General features: G+C 65.8%; 14 protein-coding genes. 6 read left to right on the top strand and 8 right to left on the bottom strand.

Annotated elements, in window-relative coordinates; genetic code table 11:
- Window positions 1-270: 270 nt before the first annotated feature.
- Window positions 271-1,077: a TatD family hydrolase gene (locus CLV43_RS04515; protein ID WP_245886115.1), complete on the bottom strand. Its 807-nt coding sequence runs from the start codon at window positions 1,075-1,077 to the stop codon at window positions 271-273.
- A 29-nt stretch (window positions 1,078-1,106) separates the two neighbouring features.
- Window positions 1,107-2,900 (bottom strand): methionine--tRNA ligase, encoded by a 1,794-nt coding sequence (gene metG / locus CLV43_RS04510; protein WP_106185624.1) that lies wholly within the window; start codon window positions 2,898-2,900, stop codon window positions 1,107-1,109.
- Between the two features lie 168 nt (window positions 2,901-3,068).
- Here metG and CLV43_RS04505 point away from each other — a divergent pair, with 168 nt between their 5' ends.
- Window positions 3,069-3,941 carry a serine hydrolase gene (locus tag CLV43_RS04505; protein WP_211304213.1) on the top strand — a complete coding sequence of 291 codons (873 nt, stop codon included), beginning with the start codon at window positions 3,069-3,071 and terminating at the stop codon, window positions 3,939-3,941.
- On the opposite strand, the gene rsmI is transcribed toward CLV43_RS04505, so the two are convergent.
- Complete coding sequence (gene rsmI, locus CLV43_RS04500; RefSeq protein ID WP_425445720.1) at window positions 3,928-4,749, bottom strand: 16S rRNA (cytidine(1402)-2'-O)-methyltransferase; 822 nt, start codon at window positions 4,747-4,749, stop codon at window positions 3,928-3,930. The genes CLV43_RS04505 and rsmI overlap by 14 nt on opposite strands.
- A gap of 51 nt (window positions 4,750-4,800) precedes the next feature.
- Here rsmI and CLV43_RS04495 point away from each other — a divergent pair, with 51 nt between their 5' ends.
- Window positions 4,801-6,372 (top strand): dolichyl-phosphate-mannose--protein mannosyltransferase, encoded by a 1,572-nt coding sequence (locus CLV43_RS04495; RefSeq protein WP_245886114.1) that lies wholly within the window; start codon window positions 4,801-4,803, stop codon window positions 6,370-6,372.
- A 75-nt stretch (window positions 6,373-6,447) separates the two neighbouring features.
- On the opposite strand, the gene CLV43_RS04490 is transcribed toward CLV43_RS04495, so the two are convergent.
- The 3 genes from CLV43_RS04490 to CLV43_RS04480 form a co-directional block, all read right to left on the bottom strand.
- A complete protein-coding gene (locus tag CLV43_RS04490; protein WP_211304212.1) occupies window positions 6,448-7,785 on the bottom strand; it encodes a hypothetical protein in 1,338 nt (445 codons plus the stop codon).
- 581 nt (window positions 7,786-8,366) lie between these two features.
- A complete protein-coding gene (locus CLV43_RS04485; RefSeq protein ID WP_106185622.1) occupies window positions 8,367-10,400 on the bottom strand; it encodes a serine/threonine protein kinase in 2,034 nt (677 codons plus the stop codon).
- A gap of 452 nt (window positions 10,401-10,852) precedes the next feature.
- On the bottom strand, window positions 10,853-11,224 hold the full coding sequence (locus CLV43_RS04480; RefSeq protein ID WP_106185621.1) for a MerR family transcriptional regulator: 372 nt from the start codon (window positions 11,222-11,224) through the stop codon (window positions 10,853-10,855).
- A gap of 128 nt (window positions 11,225-11,352) precedes the next feature.
- Between CLV43_RS04480 and CLV43_RS04475 the strand changes: the two genes are divergently transcribed.
- From CLV43_RS04475 to CLV43_RS46975, 4 genes are all read left to right on the top strand, one after another.
- Window positions 11,353-12,462, top strand: a complete 1,110-nt coding sequence (locus tag CLV43_RS04475) for an NADH:flavin oxidoreductase (protein ID WP_106185620.1) — start codon at window positions 11,353-11,355, stop codon at window positions 12,460-12,462.
- A 512-nt stretch (window positions 12,463-12,974) separates the two neighbouring features.
- Window positions 12,975-15,242 carry an FxSxx-COOH system tetratricopeptide repeat protein gene (gene fxsT, locus CLV43_RS04470; protein ID WP_106185619.1) on the top strand — a complete coding sequence of 756 codons (2,268 nt, stop codon included), beginning with the start codon at window positions 12,975-12,977 and terminating at the stop codon, window positions 15,240-15,242.
- A gap of 653 nt (window positions 15,243-15,895) precedes the next feature.
- The gene (locus CLV43_RS46980; protein WP_146174640.1) at window positions 15,896-16,798 is read left to right on the top strand and encodes a ComEC/Rec2 family competence protein; all 903 of its coding nucleotides are present in this window, start codon (window positions 15,896-15,898) and stop codon (window positions 16,796-16,798) included.
- Between the two features lie 39 nt (window positions 16,799-16,837).
- Window positions 16,838-17,593: a hypothetical protein gene (locus tag CLV43_RS46975; protein WP_146174639.1), complete on the top strand. Its 756-nt coding sequence runs from the start codon at window positions 16,838-16,840 to the stop codon at window positions 17,591-17,593.
- A 115-nt stretch (window positions 17,594-17,708) separates the two neighbouring features.
- Here CLV43_RS46975 and CLV43_RS46970 read toward each other — a convergent pair whose 3' ends face one another.
- Together CLV43_RS46970 and CLV43_RS46965 are read right to left on the bottom strand one after the other, a co-directional pair.
- The gene (locus CLV43_RS46970) at window positions 17,709-18,266 is read right to left on the bottom strand and encodes a hypothetical protein (RefSeq protein WP_146174638.1); all 558 of its coding nucleotides are present in this window, start codon (window positions 18,264-18,266) and stop codon (window positions 17,709-17,711) included.
- 111 nt (window positions 18,267-18,377) lie between these two features.
- On the bottom strand, window positions 18,378-18,959 hold the full coding sequence (locus tag CLV43_RS46965; protein ID WP_146174637.1) for a hypothetical protein: 582 nt from the start codon (window positions 18,957-18,959) through the stop codon (window positions 18,378-18,380).
- Window positions 18,960-19,433 lie beyond the last annotated feature (474 nt).

The following is a 19,433-nucleotide window of genomic DNA, read 5'->3' as shown; positions in this document are numbered from 1 at the left end:
GCTCCGCGCACCGTGGGTGCTACCTGACGTGCAGTGGAGTAACTCGACTGCTCCTCGGCAACTCCCGTGCGTCCGCTCGACTGCTCGCTTCTGGCATTGGTACCCGCCCCGACAACGGGTGTGCTCCCCCTCGGCAGCCTTCGCCGTTCGGGGGCACGGTCACGGGACCGTAACGGAGGTCGGGAAGTTCCGCAAACACCCAGTTCCGAGTTGTGATGTGAGACACGCGAATGGCGGAGTAAAGGGCTCCGCCATTCGTCGTAAAACCCATTACGACCACACCGCGTCACGAAGTCCGAACACGCGCTCGGCATTCCGGGTGACGGCGACTGCCAGACCCCCGAGATCGACACCACGGAGCGTAGCGATTGCCCGAAGGGTGTAATTCGCGCCGTACGGCTCGTTCGGGCGACCCCGGAACGGGTGCGGGGTCAGGAACGGGGCGTCGGTCTCGACCAGGATCCGGTCCTCCGGCACCCACGCCGCGGCCTCGCGCAGCGCCGCGGAGTTCTTGAACGTCACCGGCCCCGCGAACGACAGGACGAACCCGCGTTCCACGCACGCGCGCGCGAAGTCGAGGTCGCCGGAGAAGCAGTGGAAGACCACTGTGGACGGTGCGCCCTCGGCGTCGAGGACGCGGAGGATGTCGTCGTGCGCGTCCCGGTCGTGGATCATCAGCGCCTTGCCGGTGCGCTTGGAAAGCTCGATGTGCCAACGGAAGGCGTCCTGCTGGGCCGCCGGCGGCGAGTAGTCCCAGTAGTAGTCCAGGCCGGTCTCGCCGATCGCGACCACGCGCGGGTGCTCGGCCAGCTTCGCCAGCTCGTCGCGTTCGGCGTCGCCGAAGGACGCCGTGCGGGTGGGGTGCAGCGCGACCGCGCCGAACACCCTCGGATCCCACGTGGACGCTTCGGCGACCCACCGGGCGGAGGGCAGGTCGTCGGCGACCGTGACGACCCGGTCGACGCCCGCGGCGGTCGCGCGGTCGAGGATCGCGACCACCTCGTCGCGGGTGCGGGCGCCGCAGGCGTCCAGGTGCGTGTGCGAGTCGACCACCGGTGCCGGGAGGATCTCGGGCACCGGTGGTCGCTCACCGTGTCGGGTGGGGCTCACTTGACGATCGGGGCCCACTCCGGTCCGGTCTCGCCCAGTTCGGGGTCGAGCTTCTGGAACAGCGGGACCGGCTTCTGCAGGGGCCTGCCGACCTCGATCGGGGTCGACTTCCAGGTCGCCTGCTCGCCCGCGTAGTCGCCGGTCAGGATCGGGTACTTGCGGTCGGTCTCGTCCAGGTCGGTGACCTCGACCATCTCCGGCTGCGCCGCCCACACGCCCGTGCCGCCCAGCGCCTCGTGCACCTTCTGCGCCGAGTGCGGCAGGAACGGCGTGAGCAGGGTGTTCGCGTCCTGCACGACCTGCAGCGCGGTGTGCAGGATCGTGTCGCGGCGCTCCGGGTCGTCCTTGACCTTCCACGGCTCCTGCTCGGACAGGTACCGGTTCGCGGCCGTGACGACGCGCATGGCCTCCGAGGAGGCCAGCTTGAACCGGGAGCGGCGCAGGTTCGCGCCGACCGTCTCGAACGCGGCGCGCGAGAGGGCCTTCAGCTCCTCGTCCGCCGCCGTGGGGGCGGTCGGGCGGGGGACGGAGCCGACGTTCTTGTGCGCCATGGAGACCGACCGGTTGACCAGGTTGCCCCACTCGTTGGCCAGCTCGAAGTTGGTGCGCCGGACGAACTCGTCCCAGGTGAAGTCGGTGTCCTGGTTCTCCGGGCCCGCGACCGAGATGAAGTAGCGCAGCGCGTCCGGGCCGAAGTCGCGGAGGAAGTCGCGCACGTAGATCACGGTGCCGCGGGAGGTGGAGAACTTGGAGCCGCTCATCGTGAGGAACTCGCTGGAGACGACCTCGGTCGGCAGGTTCAGGGTCCCGAAGGAGCCGGGCTGGCCGCCCTTGTCGCCGGTGCCGTTCTGGCCCATCAGCAGCGACGGCCAGATCAGCGAGTGGAAGACGATGTTGTCCTTGCCCATGAAGTAGTAGCCCTGGGCCGCGGGGTCGGTCCAGAACTCCTTCCAGGCGTCGTCGTTCCCGCTGCGGCGGGCCCACTCGACGCTGGCCGACAGGTAGCCGATCACCGCGTCGAACCACACGTAGAAGCGCTTCATGGGCTGTTCGCGCCAGCCGTCGAGGGGAACCGGGATGCCCCAGTCCAGGTCTCGGGTGATGGCGCGCGGGCGCAGGTCGCCGAGCAGGTTCTGGCTGAACTTGAGGACGTTGGGCCGCCAGTCGGTGCGGCCGGACAGGTAGGTGCCGAGGGACTCGGAGAACGCGGGCAGGTCGAGGAACAGGTGCTCGGTCTCGATGAACTTCGGGACCTCGCCGTTGATCCGCGAGCGGGGGTTCTTGAGGTCGGCGGGGTCGAGCTGGTTGCCGCAGTTGTCGCACTGGTCGCCGCGGGCGCCGTCGTAGCCGCAGATCGGGCAGGTGCCCTCGATGTAGCGGTCGGGCAGGGTGCGGCCGGTGGACGGGCTGATCGCGCCCATCTGGGTCTTCGGCACCACGTAGCCGTTGCGCCACAGGCCGAGGAAGAGCTCCTGGACGACCTTGTAGTGGTTGCCGGTGGTGGTGCGGGTGAACAGGTCGTAGGAGAGGCCGAGGCCCTGGAGGTCCTCGGCGATCACGCGGTTGTACTTGTCGGCGAGCTCGCGGGTGGTCAGCCCCTCCTGGTCGGCCTGCACCGAGATCGGGGTGCCGTGCTCGTCGGTGCCGCTGACCATGAGCACCCGGTTGCCCGACATTCGCATGTAGCGGGAGAACACGTCGGAGGGGACACCGAAACCGGAAACGTGGCCGATGTGGCGGGGGCCGTTGGCGTATGGCCAGGCCACCGCCGTCAACACGGGGGCACTCATGCGGGTAAGCCTACGGATGACCACCGACAGCCCGCGCGCCGGTCGTCCGACACAGCCCCGCCGCGAGTGATCTGCGTCACATAATGTCGGTCGCTACGCGCTGACCTCGCGAAAGGTTGCAGTGGAATACGGTCAACTTCCGGGACCGGTCGATCCATCGGTCCTGGTATGGGCGGAAAACGGTGGTGGCTCGGCGCCGCGGCGGTCGGCGGCGCGGCGGTGGCGATGACCGCGACCCTGCTCGGCACGGGCGACGTGCCGCGGACGCCCGTGGAGGCCACGGCGACCAGGGTCGTGCGCGAGGACCCTCCCCCACCGGCCGTCGAACCCCCATCGGCCGTCGAACCCGTGCCACCCGTCGAGCCCGCTCGGTCGCCGGGTGGTCTCGACGAGCTGGCCGAGGGGATCGGGCTCGGCGTGGTCGTGCGGGACCTGACGACGGGCGAGGACGTGGTCTCGGTCAACCCGGACCAGGAGTTCGACTCCGCGTCGCTGGTCAAGATCCTGATCGCGCTCGACGCGCTGGCCGACCACCGGGAGTCCGATCCGACGGTCGCGCACATGCTCGCGACCAGTGACGACGACGAGGCGAGCCGGATGTGGTCGGAGGGCGGCGGGCCGCGGATCGTGACCACGTGGGCGACCGCGATCGGGCTGGTGGGCACCCGGCCGCCGGAGGACCCCGACCAGTGGGGCGCCACGACGGTCACCGCGGCGGACCTGGTGCGGATCTACCGGTTCCTGCTCGACGACCCCCTCGGCGCCGTGGTGCTCAAGGGGCTGCACGGGATGACCGACCGCGGCGCGGACGGCTTCGACCAGGTCTTCGGCGTCCCGGCCGTGGCGGGCGACCGGGGGTGGGCGGCGAAGCAGGGCTGGTCGTGCTGCTCGGACCACCGGACCACGCACTCCACCGGCCTGGTCGGGCCGGACAACCGGTACGCGGTCGTCGTCCTGACCGCGCAGCCGGTGGAGGTCTCCGCGGCCCGTGCGCGGACCAGGGTGACCCAGGTCGTGGAGTTCGTGCTCAGCGACCGCTGACGGCCGCGTCGTACAACGCCTTCTTGCTCACGCCCGCGGCCTCGGCGACCTCGGCGGCGGCGGACTTCATCCGTTCGCCGTCGGCGACCCGCTGCCGCACCTCGGCGACCAGCGACGCCAGGTCGGTGGGGGCCTGCGACGGCTCGGCGCCGGACAGCACGACGGTGATCTCGCCGCGCACGCCGTCGACGGCCCACTCGGCCAGCTCGCCGAGGCCGCCGCGCCGGACCTCCTCGTAGGTCTTGGTCAGCTCGCGGCACACCGCGGCCGCCCGGTCGGCCCCCAGCACGAACGCGGCGTCGGCCAGCGTGTCGGCGATCCGGTGCGGCGACTCGAAGAACACGACGGTCCGCGGCTCGGTCTTGAGCGCCGCGAACCACTTGCGCCGCTCCCCCTGCTTGCGCGGCGGGAACCCGTCGAAGGCGAACCGGTCGCACGGCAGCCCCGACACGGCCAGCGCCGTCGTCACCGCCGACGGGCCCGGCAGGCACGTGACGGGCAGGTCCTCGGCCACGCACGCGGCCACCAGCGAGTAGCCAGGGTCGGACACGCTCGGCATGCCCGCGTCGGTCACCAGCAGCACCGTGGAGCCCGCGCGCATCGCCTCCACCAGCCCCGGAAGCCTGCTCACCTCGACCTGGTCGTAGAAGCTGACCACCCGGCCGGTGGGCTTCACGTCCAGCGCGGACGCCAGCCAGTGCAGCCTGCGGGTGTCCTCGGCCGCCACGACGTCGGCGGTCCGCAACGCCTCCACGAGCCGCGGGGAGGCGTCGCGGACGTCGCCGAGCGGGGTGGCTGCCAGAACCAAACGGCCTGATCCAGATACGGGACTCACAACCTTCACCCTACGATCGCACCCGTGAGCCTCCTCGCCCCGCAGTCACCAGACGACGTGGTCGACGTCGGCGACGTCCCGCCCACGTCGCGTCCGGAAGGCGCCGACCGCGAGGAGCGGGCCGCGGCACTGATGCCGCGCGTGCCGGCGAACCGGTGGCGCGGCTGGTTGATGACCCTGTCCGTCGCGTTCGTCGGCGGCCTGGTCCGGTTCTGGAACCTCGGGTTCCCGACGGACAAGGGCACGCCGATCTTCGACGAGAAGCACTACGTGCCGCAGGCCGCGCAGGTCGTGCGCAACGGCGGCTACGAGGACAACCCCGGCTACGAGCTCGTCGTGCACCCGCCGCTGGCCAAGCAGCTCATCGGGCTGGGCGAGTGGATGTTCGGCTACGACGGGTTCGGGTGGCGGTTCGCCTCCGCGGTCGCGGGCACGGTCAGCATCCTGCTCGTCATCCGGATCGCCCGGCGGCTGACGGGGTCCGACCTGCTCGGCGCCATCGCCGGTGTGCTGCTGATCTGCGACGGGGTGTCGCACGTGCAGTCGCGGATGGGGATGCTCGACATCTTCCTGGCCGTGTTCGTGGTGATCGCGTTCGGCTGCCTGCTGGTCGACCGCGACCAGATGAGGACCCGGCTGGCGGAGGCCGTGCGCGAGGGGTGGATCGACAACTCGCCGTACGGGCCGTGGCTCGGGTTCCGGTGGTGGCGGTTCGGGGCGGGCGTCGCGGTCGGGCTCGCGTGCGGCGTGAAGTGGTCCGGTCTCTGGTACGTGGCCGCGTTCGGCGTGCTGTCGGTGGTGTGGAGCGCGTTGGCCCGGCGGCAGGCGGGGGTGCGCAGCCCGTGGCTCGGCACGGTCGTGCGGGACCTGCTGCCGTCGCTGGTGGCGCTGCTGGTCATCCCGATCCTGGTGTACCTGGGCACGTGGTGGGCGTGGTTCGCCAGCGAGACCGGTGTCGACCGGCACGTGGCGGGCGTGAAGATCGGCAAGGACTCGTTCGTGCCGGAGGCGCTGCGGGCGCTCTGGTACTACAGCGGCAACGTGCTCGACTTCCACAGCCACCTGGTGACCTCGGACAAGAACCGGCACCCGTGGGAGTCGAAGCCGTGGACGTGGCCGATGGGGCTGCGGCCGATGCTCTACTACTTCGAGGGCTCCGTGCAGGGCTGCGGCCAGGCGGGCTGCGTCGGCGCGATCATGCTGATCGGCACGCCCGCGATGTGGTGGCTGGCGTTCCCGGCGATCGGGTGGGCGCTGTGGCGGTCCATCGCGCGCCTGGACTGGCGGTACGCGGGCGTCCTGGTGGCCTACATGGCCGGGTTGCTGCCGTGGTTCCTGAACCTGGACCGGCAGATGTACTTCTTCTACGTCACGCCGATGGCGCCGTTCCTGGTCCTGCTGATCACGTTGGCGCTCGGGCACGTGCTCGGGCCGGTGGTGGCGGGCAAGGAGAGGCGCGGCACCGGGATGCTCGCCGTGGCCCTGTACGTGGGGCTGGTGGTGGCGAACTTCGTGTGGCTGTGGCCGATCCTGAACGGCAACCCGATCACGCCGGAGATGTGGGAAGCGCAGCGCTGGCTGCCGTCCTGGAGCTGACTCCACCTGATCGGGTGACAACCCGGAGGCCCGTTCTTGTCGGTGGTCGTCGGTTCACTGGGTGCTGTGAACCGACTACAGCAGGCTGCCGCTCATCCGGATCGTGTCCACCCCGTCCTGCGAGGAGGGGGCGGTCGAGACGAGCGCCACGGGGACGTCCGCCGGTGGCGCGAAGTCCTCTTCGGGCCGGATCCTCGGCGGCGTGGCGGACCACGGCTTGAGGGTCTGCACGACCTCCTCGTAGAACGCCGTCACGCACCCGAGCACCGAGTCGATGAAGGAGCCCCGCCCGGTGCCGCGCTTCGCGCCCATCGGGCCGGACTGCTCGATCCGGAAGCCGCGGATCTCCTTCTGCGGCTCGACGAGCAGCACACCGGGGTTGTCCCGCACGAACGCGAGCAGCTCCGAGGCCCCCGCGCCGCGCCCGTGCAGCGCGAACGCCTCCAGCCGCAACGAGCCGGGCGCGTCCTTGAGCTGCCGGACGAGCCAGTTGATCCTGGTGGTGGGCCGCCCCTCCTTCGGGGCGTCCAGGTCCACGTGGCACAGCACCCGGCCCGCGCGCAGGTCGGCGGTGACGTGCAGCGTGCCGACCGTGCCGGGGATCTGGATGCCGCCGGCGAGCCGCCCGTCGTCCACCAGCTGCGCGACCTGCTTCGCCACGCGGCTCTGCGGGTCCGCCAGTTCCTTGCGCGTCAACGCGGGCGTCACCTCCGTGCCCAGCCTGCGCCCGAGCTGCAAGGAGGCGAACCGGAGCAGCGCGTCGAACCGCATGGCGATCTCCGACGCGCTCTTGTCCGTCGGTCGCAGCGTGCCCGCCGCGACCGCTTCGCGCACCGGCACCCAGGACGCCCCCATGTCCTCGAACGCCATCGCCCCGGACCGCGGGTGCTCCAGGTACCTGATCAGCTCCCCCAGGATCCACGCCTGGTCCGGGTCCGCCACCCCGCGGTGCTCCTTCTGCATCACCGCCTCGCCGAGCACCTCCGTCCACGACAGGTGGTGCAGCGCGACCTTCCGCAGCTTGCGCCGGTCCACCTGCGTCGGGTGCTGACCGGGCACCGCCGGGATCTCGTTCGAGATCGTCACCACCGCGTCGAACCCGTTCTCCCTGGCCACGTCCAGGTAGTTCTCGAGCTGCTCCCGCCGCAGGTCGTTGGTCCCCGTCTTCACCTCGACCAGCGCCGTCCACGACCGCTGCCCCCGCACCACCCTGACCAACCCGTCCGGTACGACCTTCCGCCCCTCCAGGTCGAACGGCACCTCGATGAACGTCCGCACCGCCGCCGCGGGCGCCCCCAACGGCTGCGTCAACGCCCTCCCGAACTCCCGCACCGCCGACATCACCGCCAACAACGCCGACGTCGCCCGCCGCTCCTGCTCCTCCGCCCCGTTGATGCCCGAGGTGGGAATCAACCGAGCAGCATGCCAACTCTCCTCAGCCGACACCGTCCACCTCGCTCACCTCGCGGTTCCGGGAATCACCGCTTTGGTCGAGAACGATCAGACGTTCGTTACCACACCACCCCACCCAACCCGACACGCGCAACAACCCAGCTCAGCCACCTTGCCGGACACAGACCGGCTGCCTGGTCGGGCACAGCCCGATGCTTGACCAGGCGCAGCCCGACACCCGGCCGGGCGCAGCCCGCCACCACGCATCCGGCGCGGAGCGCCCCACCGCTTCGTCCGCAGCGCAGCACGGATGCCCTGTCCGATGGCAAAGCCAAGGACGCCTTGTCCGACGGCGAAGCCGAGGATGCTTGGTCAGGCGCAGCCTGATGCCTTGTCGGACGCAGTCCGATGCTGGCGTAGCCAGACTTACCCCGGCACCCCGATCCGAAGCCATCTCTATGGTCACCCAAGCTTGTCAAGATAGCTTCATCGTCTTGACAAGCTTGGGTGACCATAGAACACTCGGCGAGCGGGGTAGAGGCACCTCACCCACAACGCAAGCCGAACAAGCGAGCCCTAAAACCCGCGGCCCCCCACAACAATCACCGAACCGGCCGAGTAGGCGGATCCGGCTTCGAGATCATCCGAGTAACCGGCCCCTCCTTACTCACCCCGGCATTCGACAACCACCCACTCAACTCCCCCCGGATCGCCGCCAACGACGGCCGGCGCTTCGGGTCCGCGTCCAGCGCCGACAGCAGCAACCGGTGGTGCACGCTGCGCGTGGGCAGCTTCACGTTGGGCTCCCCCTGCGCCGCCGCCATCAGCGACGAGATGGGGCTGTCCCTGGTGCCGCGGGGCGGGTGTCCGGTCAGCGCGTAGCTCACCGTCGCCGCCAGCTGCCAGGCGTCCGACGCCGGGCTGGCCGCGTCGCCGCGGGCGGTTTCCGGGGCCAGGAAGTCCGGTGTCCCCACCATCATCCCGGCGGCCGTGAGGGTGCTGTCGCCCTTGGACCGCGCGATGCCGAAGTCGATCAGGTGCGCCGTCCCGCCGGTGTCCACGATCACGTTGGACGGCTTCACGTCCCGGTGCAGCACCCCGCGCTCGTGGGCGGCCGCCAGCGCGTCCGCCATGTTCACCCACAACCGGGCCGCCAGCGCGTCGGCCAGCAGCCCGCTGTTCAGGACCACGTCCGACAAGGGGTCACCGTCGATGTACTCCATCACGATGGCCAACCCGTCGGGGTCCTGGATGATGTCGAACACCCGCACGCAGTTGGGGTGGCGCACAGCCGCCAACGCACGGGCCTCGCGCAGCATCCGCTGCTCGGTGTCCGAGTCCGGCGCGTGGGCGAGCTTCACCGCGACCGTGCGGTCCAGCTGCGTGTCGACGGCCAGCCACACGGTCCCGAACCCGCCGCGCCCCAGCTGGCGGACCCGCCGGAACCGGCCGCTGGCCGGGTTCCAGACCTTGTCCTCACCGGTGTTCGGACCGGGGTTCGGGGTCGCGGACGCGGCACCGGGGCCGAAGGGCAGCGGTCCCGGCGTGTCGGCGAGCTTCGACAACGGCTGCCCGCCGGAGGGCGGCCCCTGCGGGTGCTCGACCCGCGTGGGCGGCGGCCCCTGGGGCTGTTCCACCCGCGTGGGCGGCGGGCCCTTGGGCGGCTCCACCCTCGTGGGCGCGGGGCCCTTGGGAGGCTCGACCCTGGTCGGCGCGGGCCCCTGCGGCATCTCCGCGATCCGCGTGGGCGGGTACTGCCGCGGCTGCTGCGGGTTCTGCACCGGCTGCGGCTGCGACTGCGGGGGCTGGTGCGGCTGGTAGGGCGGCGGCGACCCCGCGGGCCGGTACGGCGGGACCTGCGCGGGCTGGTAGGGCGGGGGCTTCTGCGGGCCGTGGTTGGACGGCTGCGGAGGCGGGGACTGGCGGGAGGCCGCGGGCTGCGGCGCCGCGTTCCCTCGGTCACGTCCGGGGCGGTTCAACATGGCCGTAGTCAACCCGAAGATGCGCACGACGAATGAGCCGATCAGCGCAATCGGGAAGAATCCGAGGAGCAGATGGCCCACCAGGGTCACCGGCAGCAACGAGGTGGCGACCAGCAGCACCAGGAACGGCGGCCAGAACACCCGGCGCGGCCAGTTCGGGCCGAGCCGGAACGCGGACCCGGCCTGCATCATCACGAACAGCAGGCACAGCAGCGCGAGGACCGCGGTGACGCCCGCCGCGACCAGGAACACGACCCGCGTGCCACCGGGGTCGCTGATCACCCGCCCGATCGACCGGGCGCCGACCAGGTAGTCGAACTGGGTGAACACCCCGCACGGCGTCTCGTCCAACGACTGCGTGCCCGCGATCGTCCGCTTGCGCAGCACCTCGTCGGCGCCGGAGAACAGCAGCCACGGCAGCACCAGGGTGCTGCTCACGCCGAGCGCGGCGAAGATCGCCCCGGTGACCGGCCCGTAGGAGTTGCCGACGACCCGGCGGACCGTGATCGCCAGCAGTGCCGCGATGGTCGGCAACAGCCCGGCGACCGCGCCCAGCGCGGTGACGGACCAGGCCCAGTCACCGGGGCAGAGCGGCAGTGCCCAGCCGTGCAGCCATGCGAGCAAGGACTCGGCCAGCCCCACTACCTCCACCACCCCTCTCGACAGCCCCCACCCTATGCGGGTGGGGGTTCACCAGTGGCCGGTCGGGCACAAATTCACCGACGGGTCGTAATGCCACTTCCGGTACGTCCCAGGTCCTCAATGGACGCTCCGCCGCGGATCGGACCGGATATGGCCACTCCGCACGCCGTCCACCCCGGTCCGACCACCCCTTTTCCCACCCGCGAAGAGCATCGCACCCGCGCAACCAGCACGGATGTACCAAAATCCCTGGTGAGCACCAGGCCGAAAACAGGACTTTCGACCCTTTCCCGTCCTCGGTTCACCACCGGTTCCGAGGAACGCGTTTCCCCGTTCCGATCAGCCGATCCCACCCCGACATGTCGACGCCGAAAACGACGCCGCGGATGCCCTGACCTCCGGACCACCCGAGTCCACTTCGGACGCGGCACCGGGCCGGAGCCGCCGGATCGCGCGGTCCCGCCTCACCGGGCCGGGCAGGGGCGGCCGGACCGCCAGACCGCGGTGGCGCCGACGATGAGCGAGTCGAGCCGGTCCCGCGCGCTCGCCAGGTCCCTCATCTGCCGGTCGATCCGGTCCCGTTCGGCCGTGAACCACTCGAGCAGCTCCGGCGTCGCCTCCCCCGTCTCCACGCACGGCAGCACCGCGCGGATCGACCTGCTGGGCAGCCCCGCCGCGTACAGCTGCTGGATCAGCAGCACCTGGTCCACCCCGCTGTCGGGGTAGTGCCGCTGCCCGCTCGGGCTGCGCTCCGCCACGAGCAGCCCCTGCTCCTCGTAGTACCGCAGCGCCCGCACGCTCACGCCCGCCTTCGCCGCGAGCTCGCCGATCCGCATCACGCCTCCCAGGTGTGCCCTCACTCATGTTACTTGCCTCTGACGTCAACGTCAGGTCTTAGCGTGGCGACATCCCCCACAACGGAGGCGGCGAGCCCGTTTCCCCTGGTCAAGGAGCTGGATCCAGCATGTCCACGCGCGCAGCCGAGGCCCTGTCCCGCCCGGTCCGCATCGGCGGTCTCACCATCCCGAACCGCGTCGCCATGGCGCCGATGACACGGGTCGGGTCACCGGACGGCGTGCCGGGCGAGGAGGTCGCCGCGTACTTCGCCCGCCGCGCGGCGGGCGGCACCGGGCTGATCATCACCGGCGGCACCTACATCGGCCACCCGTCGGCCGGGCAGCACGACCAGGTGTCGCGCCTGGACGGCGAGGACACGCACGCCGGCTGGTCCGGGGTCGTCGAGGCCGTCCACGCGGCGGGCGGGCTGATCATGCCGCAGCTCCAGCACGTCGGCATGGTCCGCAACCCCGGCGAACCGCCCTACCCCGACGCCCCCGCCATCGGCCCCTCCGGACTGGGACTGGACGGCACCGCGGGCGCGGGCCGGGAGATGACGCTGAAGGACATCGACACCGTCGTCGAGGCGTTCGCCACCGCGGCGGCCACCGCCGAGCGCCTCGGTTTCGACGGCGTCGAGCTCCACGGCGCCCACGGCTACCTCATCGACCAGTTCCTCTGGGCGACCACCAACCGCCGCACCGACGCCTACGGCGGCGACCTCAAGTCCCGCACCCGCTTCGCCGCCGAGGTCGTCACCGCCATCCGCTCCGAGGTCTCCCCCGGCTTCCCGGTCGTGCTGCGGCTGTCCCAGTGGAAGGCCACCGACTACAACGCCCGCATCGCCGACACCCCCGACGAGCTCGCCACCATCCTGATGGCCCTCGTCGACGCCGGCACCGATGCCTTCCACGCCTCCACCCGCCGCTACTGGCTCCCGGAGTTCCCCGACTCCGACCTCACCCTCGCGGGCTGGGTCAAGGAGCTCTCCGGCAAACCCACCATCGCCGTCGGCTCCGTCGGCCTCGACACCGAGTTCATGTCCAGCCTCGCAGGCGGCACCGCCAACCCCACCGGCATCACCGCCCTCCTCGACCGCCTCGAAGCGGACGAGTTCGACATCATCGCCGTCGGCCGCTCCCTCCTCGGCGACCCCGCCTGGACCACCAAGATCCTCCACGGCCACGACACCACCATCACCCCGTTCACCCCGGCATCCCTGGCCGCCCTGCACTAAAGGCACCGGAACGCGGACGACCATCCCCACCGGCCCACCGACATGACCGAGCCGAGGTAAGGCGGAGCACCGTCACGATGGGACGGCGGAGTTGCTGCTGCTGCACCGCATTGCTGTACGCAATGACAAAGGCCCGGACACTGTGGAGTGTCCGGGCCTTTGCCGTGGAGTGGAGCTGCGGGGAATCGAACCCCGGACCTTCTCGATGCGAACTACCGGCGGGCTGGTCGACTCGGGTCTTTGTCGAGGTCAGGCGACCGATATTGGCCGCTCATGGTCACCATCGGCCGGTGTCGTTGCTGTACTTGGCTGCTGCACAGCAGCACCCTGACCAGGGCAGTCACGGGCACTGGCGGTGTGCTCTGACGCCTTACCCACTAGCCCGCGGCTCCCCATCGACGAACGTTCGTTGCGCCGTTGAGCGGCAGTTCCGGGCAAGGCAGTGAGCAGCAGAGCGCCCTTCCCGGTGTGGCTGCTGGAACGAAGTGCACGTTGGGCTCGATAGTGGTGTCATGGCGTCGCGTCAGGTGAAGATCAACGTGGTGGCGGTTGTCCTGCTGGGGGCTGCCGTCGGCCTGGTCACCAACTACGCCTCGGACGCGATCCCCGACTGGTTCAAGGACCAGACACGGGTCTGGCTGGTGTTCAGCGTACTGGTGCTGCTCAGCATCGTCGTCCAGTTCGTGGCGCCTGGAGAAAAGCCCGAACGCCCCACTGTGACCCTCAGGAGCACGGTGCAGGCCAGGGTGTGGAACGCACCCAGTCGGAACCCGCATTTCACTGGCCGTGATAACGACCTGAGTGAGCTGCACCGGTTGCTGAAAGCGCGGTCACGGGTGGCGGTGCAGGCGGTGCGAGGGATGGGTGGTGTCGGCAAGACACAGCTGGCGTTAGAGTTTTGTCATCGGCACTGTGCCCGCCTGGACGCGGTCTGGTGGATCGGGGCGGAGAACCCGACGCTGATCCCGGACCAACTGCGCGGCCTGGGACGCGCGTTGGGGTTGGATCTGCCCGCAGACGTGGCCGATGCGGCACAAGTCGTGCTGTCGCACCTGCGGGGTCTGCCGCGGTGGTTGTTGGTGTTCGACAACGCGGAGTCCGTCGCGGACCTGCACCCGTTCTTGCCGTCGTCAGGCACGGGCAAGGTGCTGGTCACGACTCGACGCGCGGGGTTCGATGCGCTCGGCGGGGTACTGGACCTGGACACGATGGCCCGTCGCGAATCCGTCGCCCTGCTAGCCAGAAGATCACCCGTGCTGACCGCCGACCAGGCTGACGAGTTAGCCGAGCTGCTGGGTGATCTGCCTCTGGGACTGGAGCAGGCGGCGGCCTATCTCGCTCAGTCCCGGATGCCACCGCACGAGTATCTGCAGTTACTGCGGACCAGTCCGGACGGTCTCGCCGACAAGGGCGAGGACGGTCAGCGGCGCACTGCTGACCGGTCGCTGCACACGCTCTGGACTCTGAGTCTTCGCCGACTTGACGAACACAACCCGCAGGCTGCACAACTGCTGGCCGTGTGTTCTTACCTCGCTCCTGAGGCTGTGCCGATGGAGCTGTTCACGACCAACAGCGCAGTCCTGCCTACCCCGTTGGACGCGGACGCGGCCAACGCCGCCACGCTCAGTCACGTCGTCGGAGTCCTGACCGACTACTCACTGGTCAAACGAGACCAGAACACCATTACCGTTCACCGCTTGGTGCAGCTTGCCGTGCGCGAACACGCAACGTCACCTACACCAGACGCTGACAGCGAGCACCACCCGTTGGCTTGGACACTCGCCCTGCTACACGCGCACCTACCTCTAGGCGTGTACAAAGACCCCACGGCCTGGCCTCGATGGCAACAACTCTTACCGCACGTACTGGCAGCCTTGCATCACCACCACGCGACTCCCGATCTCGCCCGCGAGACAACATTGTGGCTGCTCAATCAGACCAGTAGCTATCTCCAGACTATCGGCCTGGCTGGCCAGGCACGGCCGCTGGCTGAACGCGCCCTCACCATCAACGAAGCCACCCACGACCCCGACCACCCACACGTCGCCGTCAGCCTGAGCAACCTCGCGATGGTGCTGCAAGGCCTCGGCCAACCCGCCACAGCCCAGCCCTTGCTCGAACGCGCCCTCGCCATCGACGAAGCCACCCACGGCCCCGACCACCCACACGTCGCCATCGACCTGAGCAACCTCGCGATGGTGCTGCAAGGCCTCGGCCAACCCGCCACAGCCCAGCCCTTGCTCGAACGCGCCCTCGCCATCGGTGAAGCCACCCACGGCCCCGACCACCCCAAGGTCGCCATCCGCTTGGGCAACCTCGCCTTGGTGCTGCAAGACCTCGGCCAACCCGCCACAGCCCAGCCCTTGCTCGAACGCGCCCTCACCATCAACGAAGCCACCCACGACCCCGACCACCCACACGTCGCCGTCAGCCTGAGCAATCTCGCCCTGGTGCTTCGAGACCTCGGCCAACCCGCCACAGCCCAGCCCTTGCTCGAACGCGCCCTCGCCATCGGTGAAGCCACCCACGGCCCCGACCACCCCAAGGTCGCCATCCGCCTGAGCAACCTCGCGCTGGTGCTTCGAGGCCTCGGCCAACCCGCCACAGCCCAGCCCTTGCTCGAACGCGCCCTCACCATCGACGAAGCCACCCACGGCCCCGACCACCCACACGTCGCCATCCGCTTGGGCAACCTCGCGATGGTGCTGCAAGACCTCGGCCAACCCCACGATGCTGAACTCCTTCTGGAACGGGCTCGGAGAATCCGATCTACGCAGTAGAGCCGCGCGACCTCATGGTGAGATCGGCCCGATCGCCGCCGAGGCCACGGACCAGTCCGCAGAGATCGACAAGATTTTCTGGGAGACCAAGGCTGCGGCCTGATTTAGGGCCTAAAACGACGCTGACCAGCGGAAATAAATTCGTTGGTCAGCGTCGTTTTGCGTCTTCGGACACTGTCTGACGGCCTCAGGACGGCCCAGATCGGTCCACATTGGACGTATCCACCTGGCGCTCCCCTATCGCAGATAGGACCAAGCCGGGTCCTTCTCGATACAGATTCAGATGTCATGCGCGCGTACCAAACATGTCCAAGAGTCACCGTCTTGGGCGGCACTCGATCCCTCGGTCATCACTGTGAGCCGAACGAGTGAAATTCCTCGATTGGCGTAGCGCAGTTCATCAGTTAACCGATGAGTTTGACAACACACCTCATAAGAAAGGGCAGTTGCACAATGACCAAGAGAAGTTGTCACGCCAAAATGAATTATTCAGAACCGCCCACACATACTTAGACAGATGCTACCAATGCAAACCGAGCGATGGAATACTACCGATCCTGTCAACAAGAAAAGGTGACAAGTTGCTAAAAATCCATTTCCTAAACGTTGGTCACGGTGATTGCACGTTTATCGAGTTCCCGTCAGGAAACCTGATGATGATCGATATCAACAACTCGACATCACTACCAGAAGAAGACATCGCCGCTTTGGCTGAAAACAAGGGGCTATCAACATTCGCTTTCAAGCATGGGGTGGGATTCCAGTCAAGATCATGGGAAGAATACTACAAGTCGCTTCTCGTCGATCCCTTCGAGTACTACAAGGAGAATTTCAACGGAAAGTCAGTCTTTAGGTACATTCAAACACATCCAGACATGGATCACCTAAGTGGTCTGCACCGATTCTTTTGGCAAGAGAAAGTGCCTTTGATCAACTTTTGGGACGTCGATCACGAGAAAGAAATTTCCGAAGAAGATTTCAATTCTCTTAAGTACTCGTACGTCGACTGGCTCGTGTACTCCCTCCTCCGCAAAGGGAACGGTCCGGATGACACTGACCAAAAAGTCCTTAACAAATACAACGGAGACATGGGAGACTACTGGACTAGCGATGGAATATCGGTACTATCGCCAACAGATTCTCTGATCGAAAAGTGCAATCGCACTGGCTCGTATAACGACTGCTCTTACGTCCTCAGCCTTTCCTACGGTGGCAGACGGGTAATACTTCCCGGCGATGCCGAAGCTGCAGCTTGGACGTCAATTTTGGATTCAAATGATAAATCCGTTCTTCGGTGCGATATCCTGAAAGCTGCCCACCACGGGAGAAAGAGCGGCTATCACGAAGAGGCCGTTACGACCATGGACCCGAGTATCGTTGTGTGCTCTGTCGGAAAAAAGCCGAGCACTGACGCCTCGCAAGACTACGCACGTGTAGCGGATTCTGTTTTGTCCACAAGATATCAGGGATCCATCATCGCCACAATTTGGGATGATGGTGAGGTATGGGTCGACAACCATAAGGGTGAAAGGATTTCCAGCCTTCCAATCCTCTAACCACTGTTCACACTTCTTCCATACACAGAACGGAGTGAAATGACAGAGGAAGCGAAGCAACAGTTAAATCAAGGTGGCCGATTCGACACTTATGCCCGGCGGGCACGACATGCACCTGTTCTGATCGTAACGTTACCCGTGATCACAGGAACCGCACTACTGTTTCCAGCCTTCGCTAATTGGAATAGACTCTGGCTACTTGCCGTATCTGCCGGCTTGCTGACGCTCATAAATCAACTTGGCCGCGATTCCGGATATCGACTTCAAGGGAAATTATGGAAGTCGTGGGGAGGCCCTCCAACAACGTTAATGCTACGGCATGGACAAAATACAAACTCCATACTTCTCGAACACAGGCATGCAGCAATAGTACGTGTAACCGGCATCGACATGCCCAACAAGACCGACGAGAAAAGAAACCCCAAAAAAGCTGACGAAAAATACGGCGCGGCCGTATCTCGACTTATCTCACTTACTCGGAATGCGGAGCAATTTCCTCTCATCTTTAAAGAGAGTTGCCACTACGGGTTTCGCCGAAATATGCTGGGACTTCGACGCGCAGGCGTTTCAATATGCTCCGTAGCGGCCGTTGCGCCTGCATTGAGCTTTATTCCAGCGATACGTAAATTTATCTCCGCACCCGCAACCATTCTGGTGTTGATCTCTGGAATTTCGATTGTGTTCCTATCATTTTGGCTACTAGCAGTAAAGCCACAATGGGTAAAGCGTGCTGGTGATGCGTACGCTAGCCGTCTACTTGAAGCACTTGACATATTGCCCGAAAAGGCGAAATAACATACTATCGACAAAGGCTCAAATCGATAAAGCGTCTATACATAAGTGAAACCGTTGCCCTCAACAGAGATCTAATACAGCAACCGTCATTCAAAGCCTATCGCTATTCATACGATTACGGATTACGACCAGGTTTATAACCCATTTGAATAAGTGCGCGTTGAACGCGCCGAAGAGCCAAAGAAGGCCGCATAGGGGTCAAAGGGATAGCCACTCTTTGACTTCCTTTTCGGTACGTCTTGTGGTCACCCCTAATACGCATTTCCCAGCCATCATGCAGCAAGGCGTTTTCCAGTTGCCTAAAAGTATTTAGGCTCGCGACACCAGAAATCTCGCCCTCGTCATCTTCTTTGACCGGCTCAGTCTCATCTTCCTGTTCAACAGGTCCAGATTCATCGCGATCTTCAGGGGCTCCCAACTGGACAGCAGTACCGCTGTCGACCGCTTCTTGAACTATCGACTCTTGGATTGCAATGCTGTCATCGACCCTGTCCATGAATGCGGAAAGTAGCGCACGTTCAGCCAAAACCACAGGAAATAGTAGCATGGCAACACTTCCCAACTGGAGCGAAGCAGACTGCGCATACGAGTCCGAGGGAAGAAATCCTCCAAGCCCCACCAACCCGCTGCCGAACGCAAAGACAAACCATGCCCAGGCTGGTACTTTTTTCACCGTATTTCCCTTTACCGGAGGCAACCTTGGTAAACCAATAACGAAGTCGAATATATACCTAGATTTACAGAATGCAATGCTCCGTCATTTAAATCGATTCTAACGAAGAGGTCAATCGCTATCTTTCCCATCGGACCATTGACTCCAAGGAATGCCAATAACATTAGTCCAGTCCATCTCTCCATGGGTATTTAAGCTCATTTCTGCAGAAACTATTTGCTCATCTCCTATCTCCCTGAACATCCTTATAAAAGTATCGACGTCAATAAAGTAGATACATGTCCGACGCTGATGATCGGAGCTGATGAATACTCCGTCGAATAACTCAGCATCTTCGGATACAGAAATGACCCAGTTCCAACTATGGATTACTTGATTGCAAATTTTCCATATTGGAAGATCGATCGACTTGAAGTTGTCAATGTCATAAATCTCCCAGAACTCGAACCTACTTCGCATATCCGGAACTTCACCCACAAGTGCATGACTTCTGACAGAAAATACCTGACCAGCAAGTCTGTCTGATACTTTTTTGGCCTCTAACAGTTTTCTGACAGCGTATGCACCGACCATAACATCACGCTCGACAATAAAAGAGCTGCGTTCCGTCCAACGTTTTTGCACCTTCTTTTTTTCAAGCCTATTTGAAATATTCAAAAGTTCTTCTTTCCACGGAACCGAGTCGTTGATCATGGCGACTACTGTAATCTACATTAAAAATTAGTTCCATTGCCATGTCAACCACTCAGATGCATAGGATGCCAAACTGATTCAGTTACAAAACGGCAACGCAAGATGCCGCTCGCGTTGCACGATTCTCTCCGCTGAGGGGCCTCGCACCATCTCGTCGACCTGGCTCGCCCCAACCGCGCGTGTCAAGGGGGCTCATCCGTCCACACGAGACCGTGCGCTGGGTAGGCCCCCTTGACGCGTGTGGTTGCCCTCAGGGAGGTCGACGAGATGGTGCGTGCCCCGGCCCCCGCTGATACGCGAGCGTCGACGTGGCCCCACCATCTCGGAGACCTGCCGCCCGGCGAGGGCAAGTCCTAGAGCTGGGTGGGACTTCCCGTGGCTTCCTCCGGGGGACGCTGGCCGTGCCTCCTCCGACGACGGCAAGCGGCGCCCTTCCTTGCCTGCCCTGCCCGGACGCCGCCAGGCGGCCTTGGG

The organism is Umezawaea tangerina, assembly GCF_003002815.1.
Classification (GTDB): Bacteria; Actinomycetota; Actinomycetes; order Mycobacteriales; family Pseudonocardiaceae; genus Umezawaea; species Umezawaea tangerina.
This window is presented reverse-complemented; position numbering and strand designations above follow the sequence as displayed.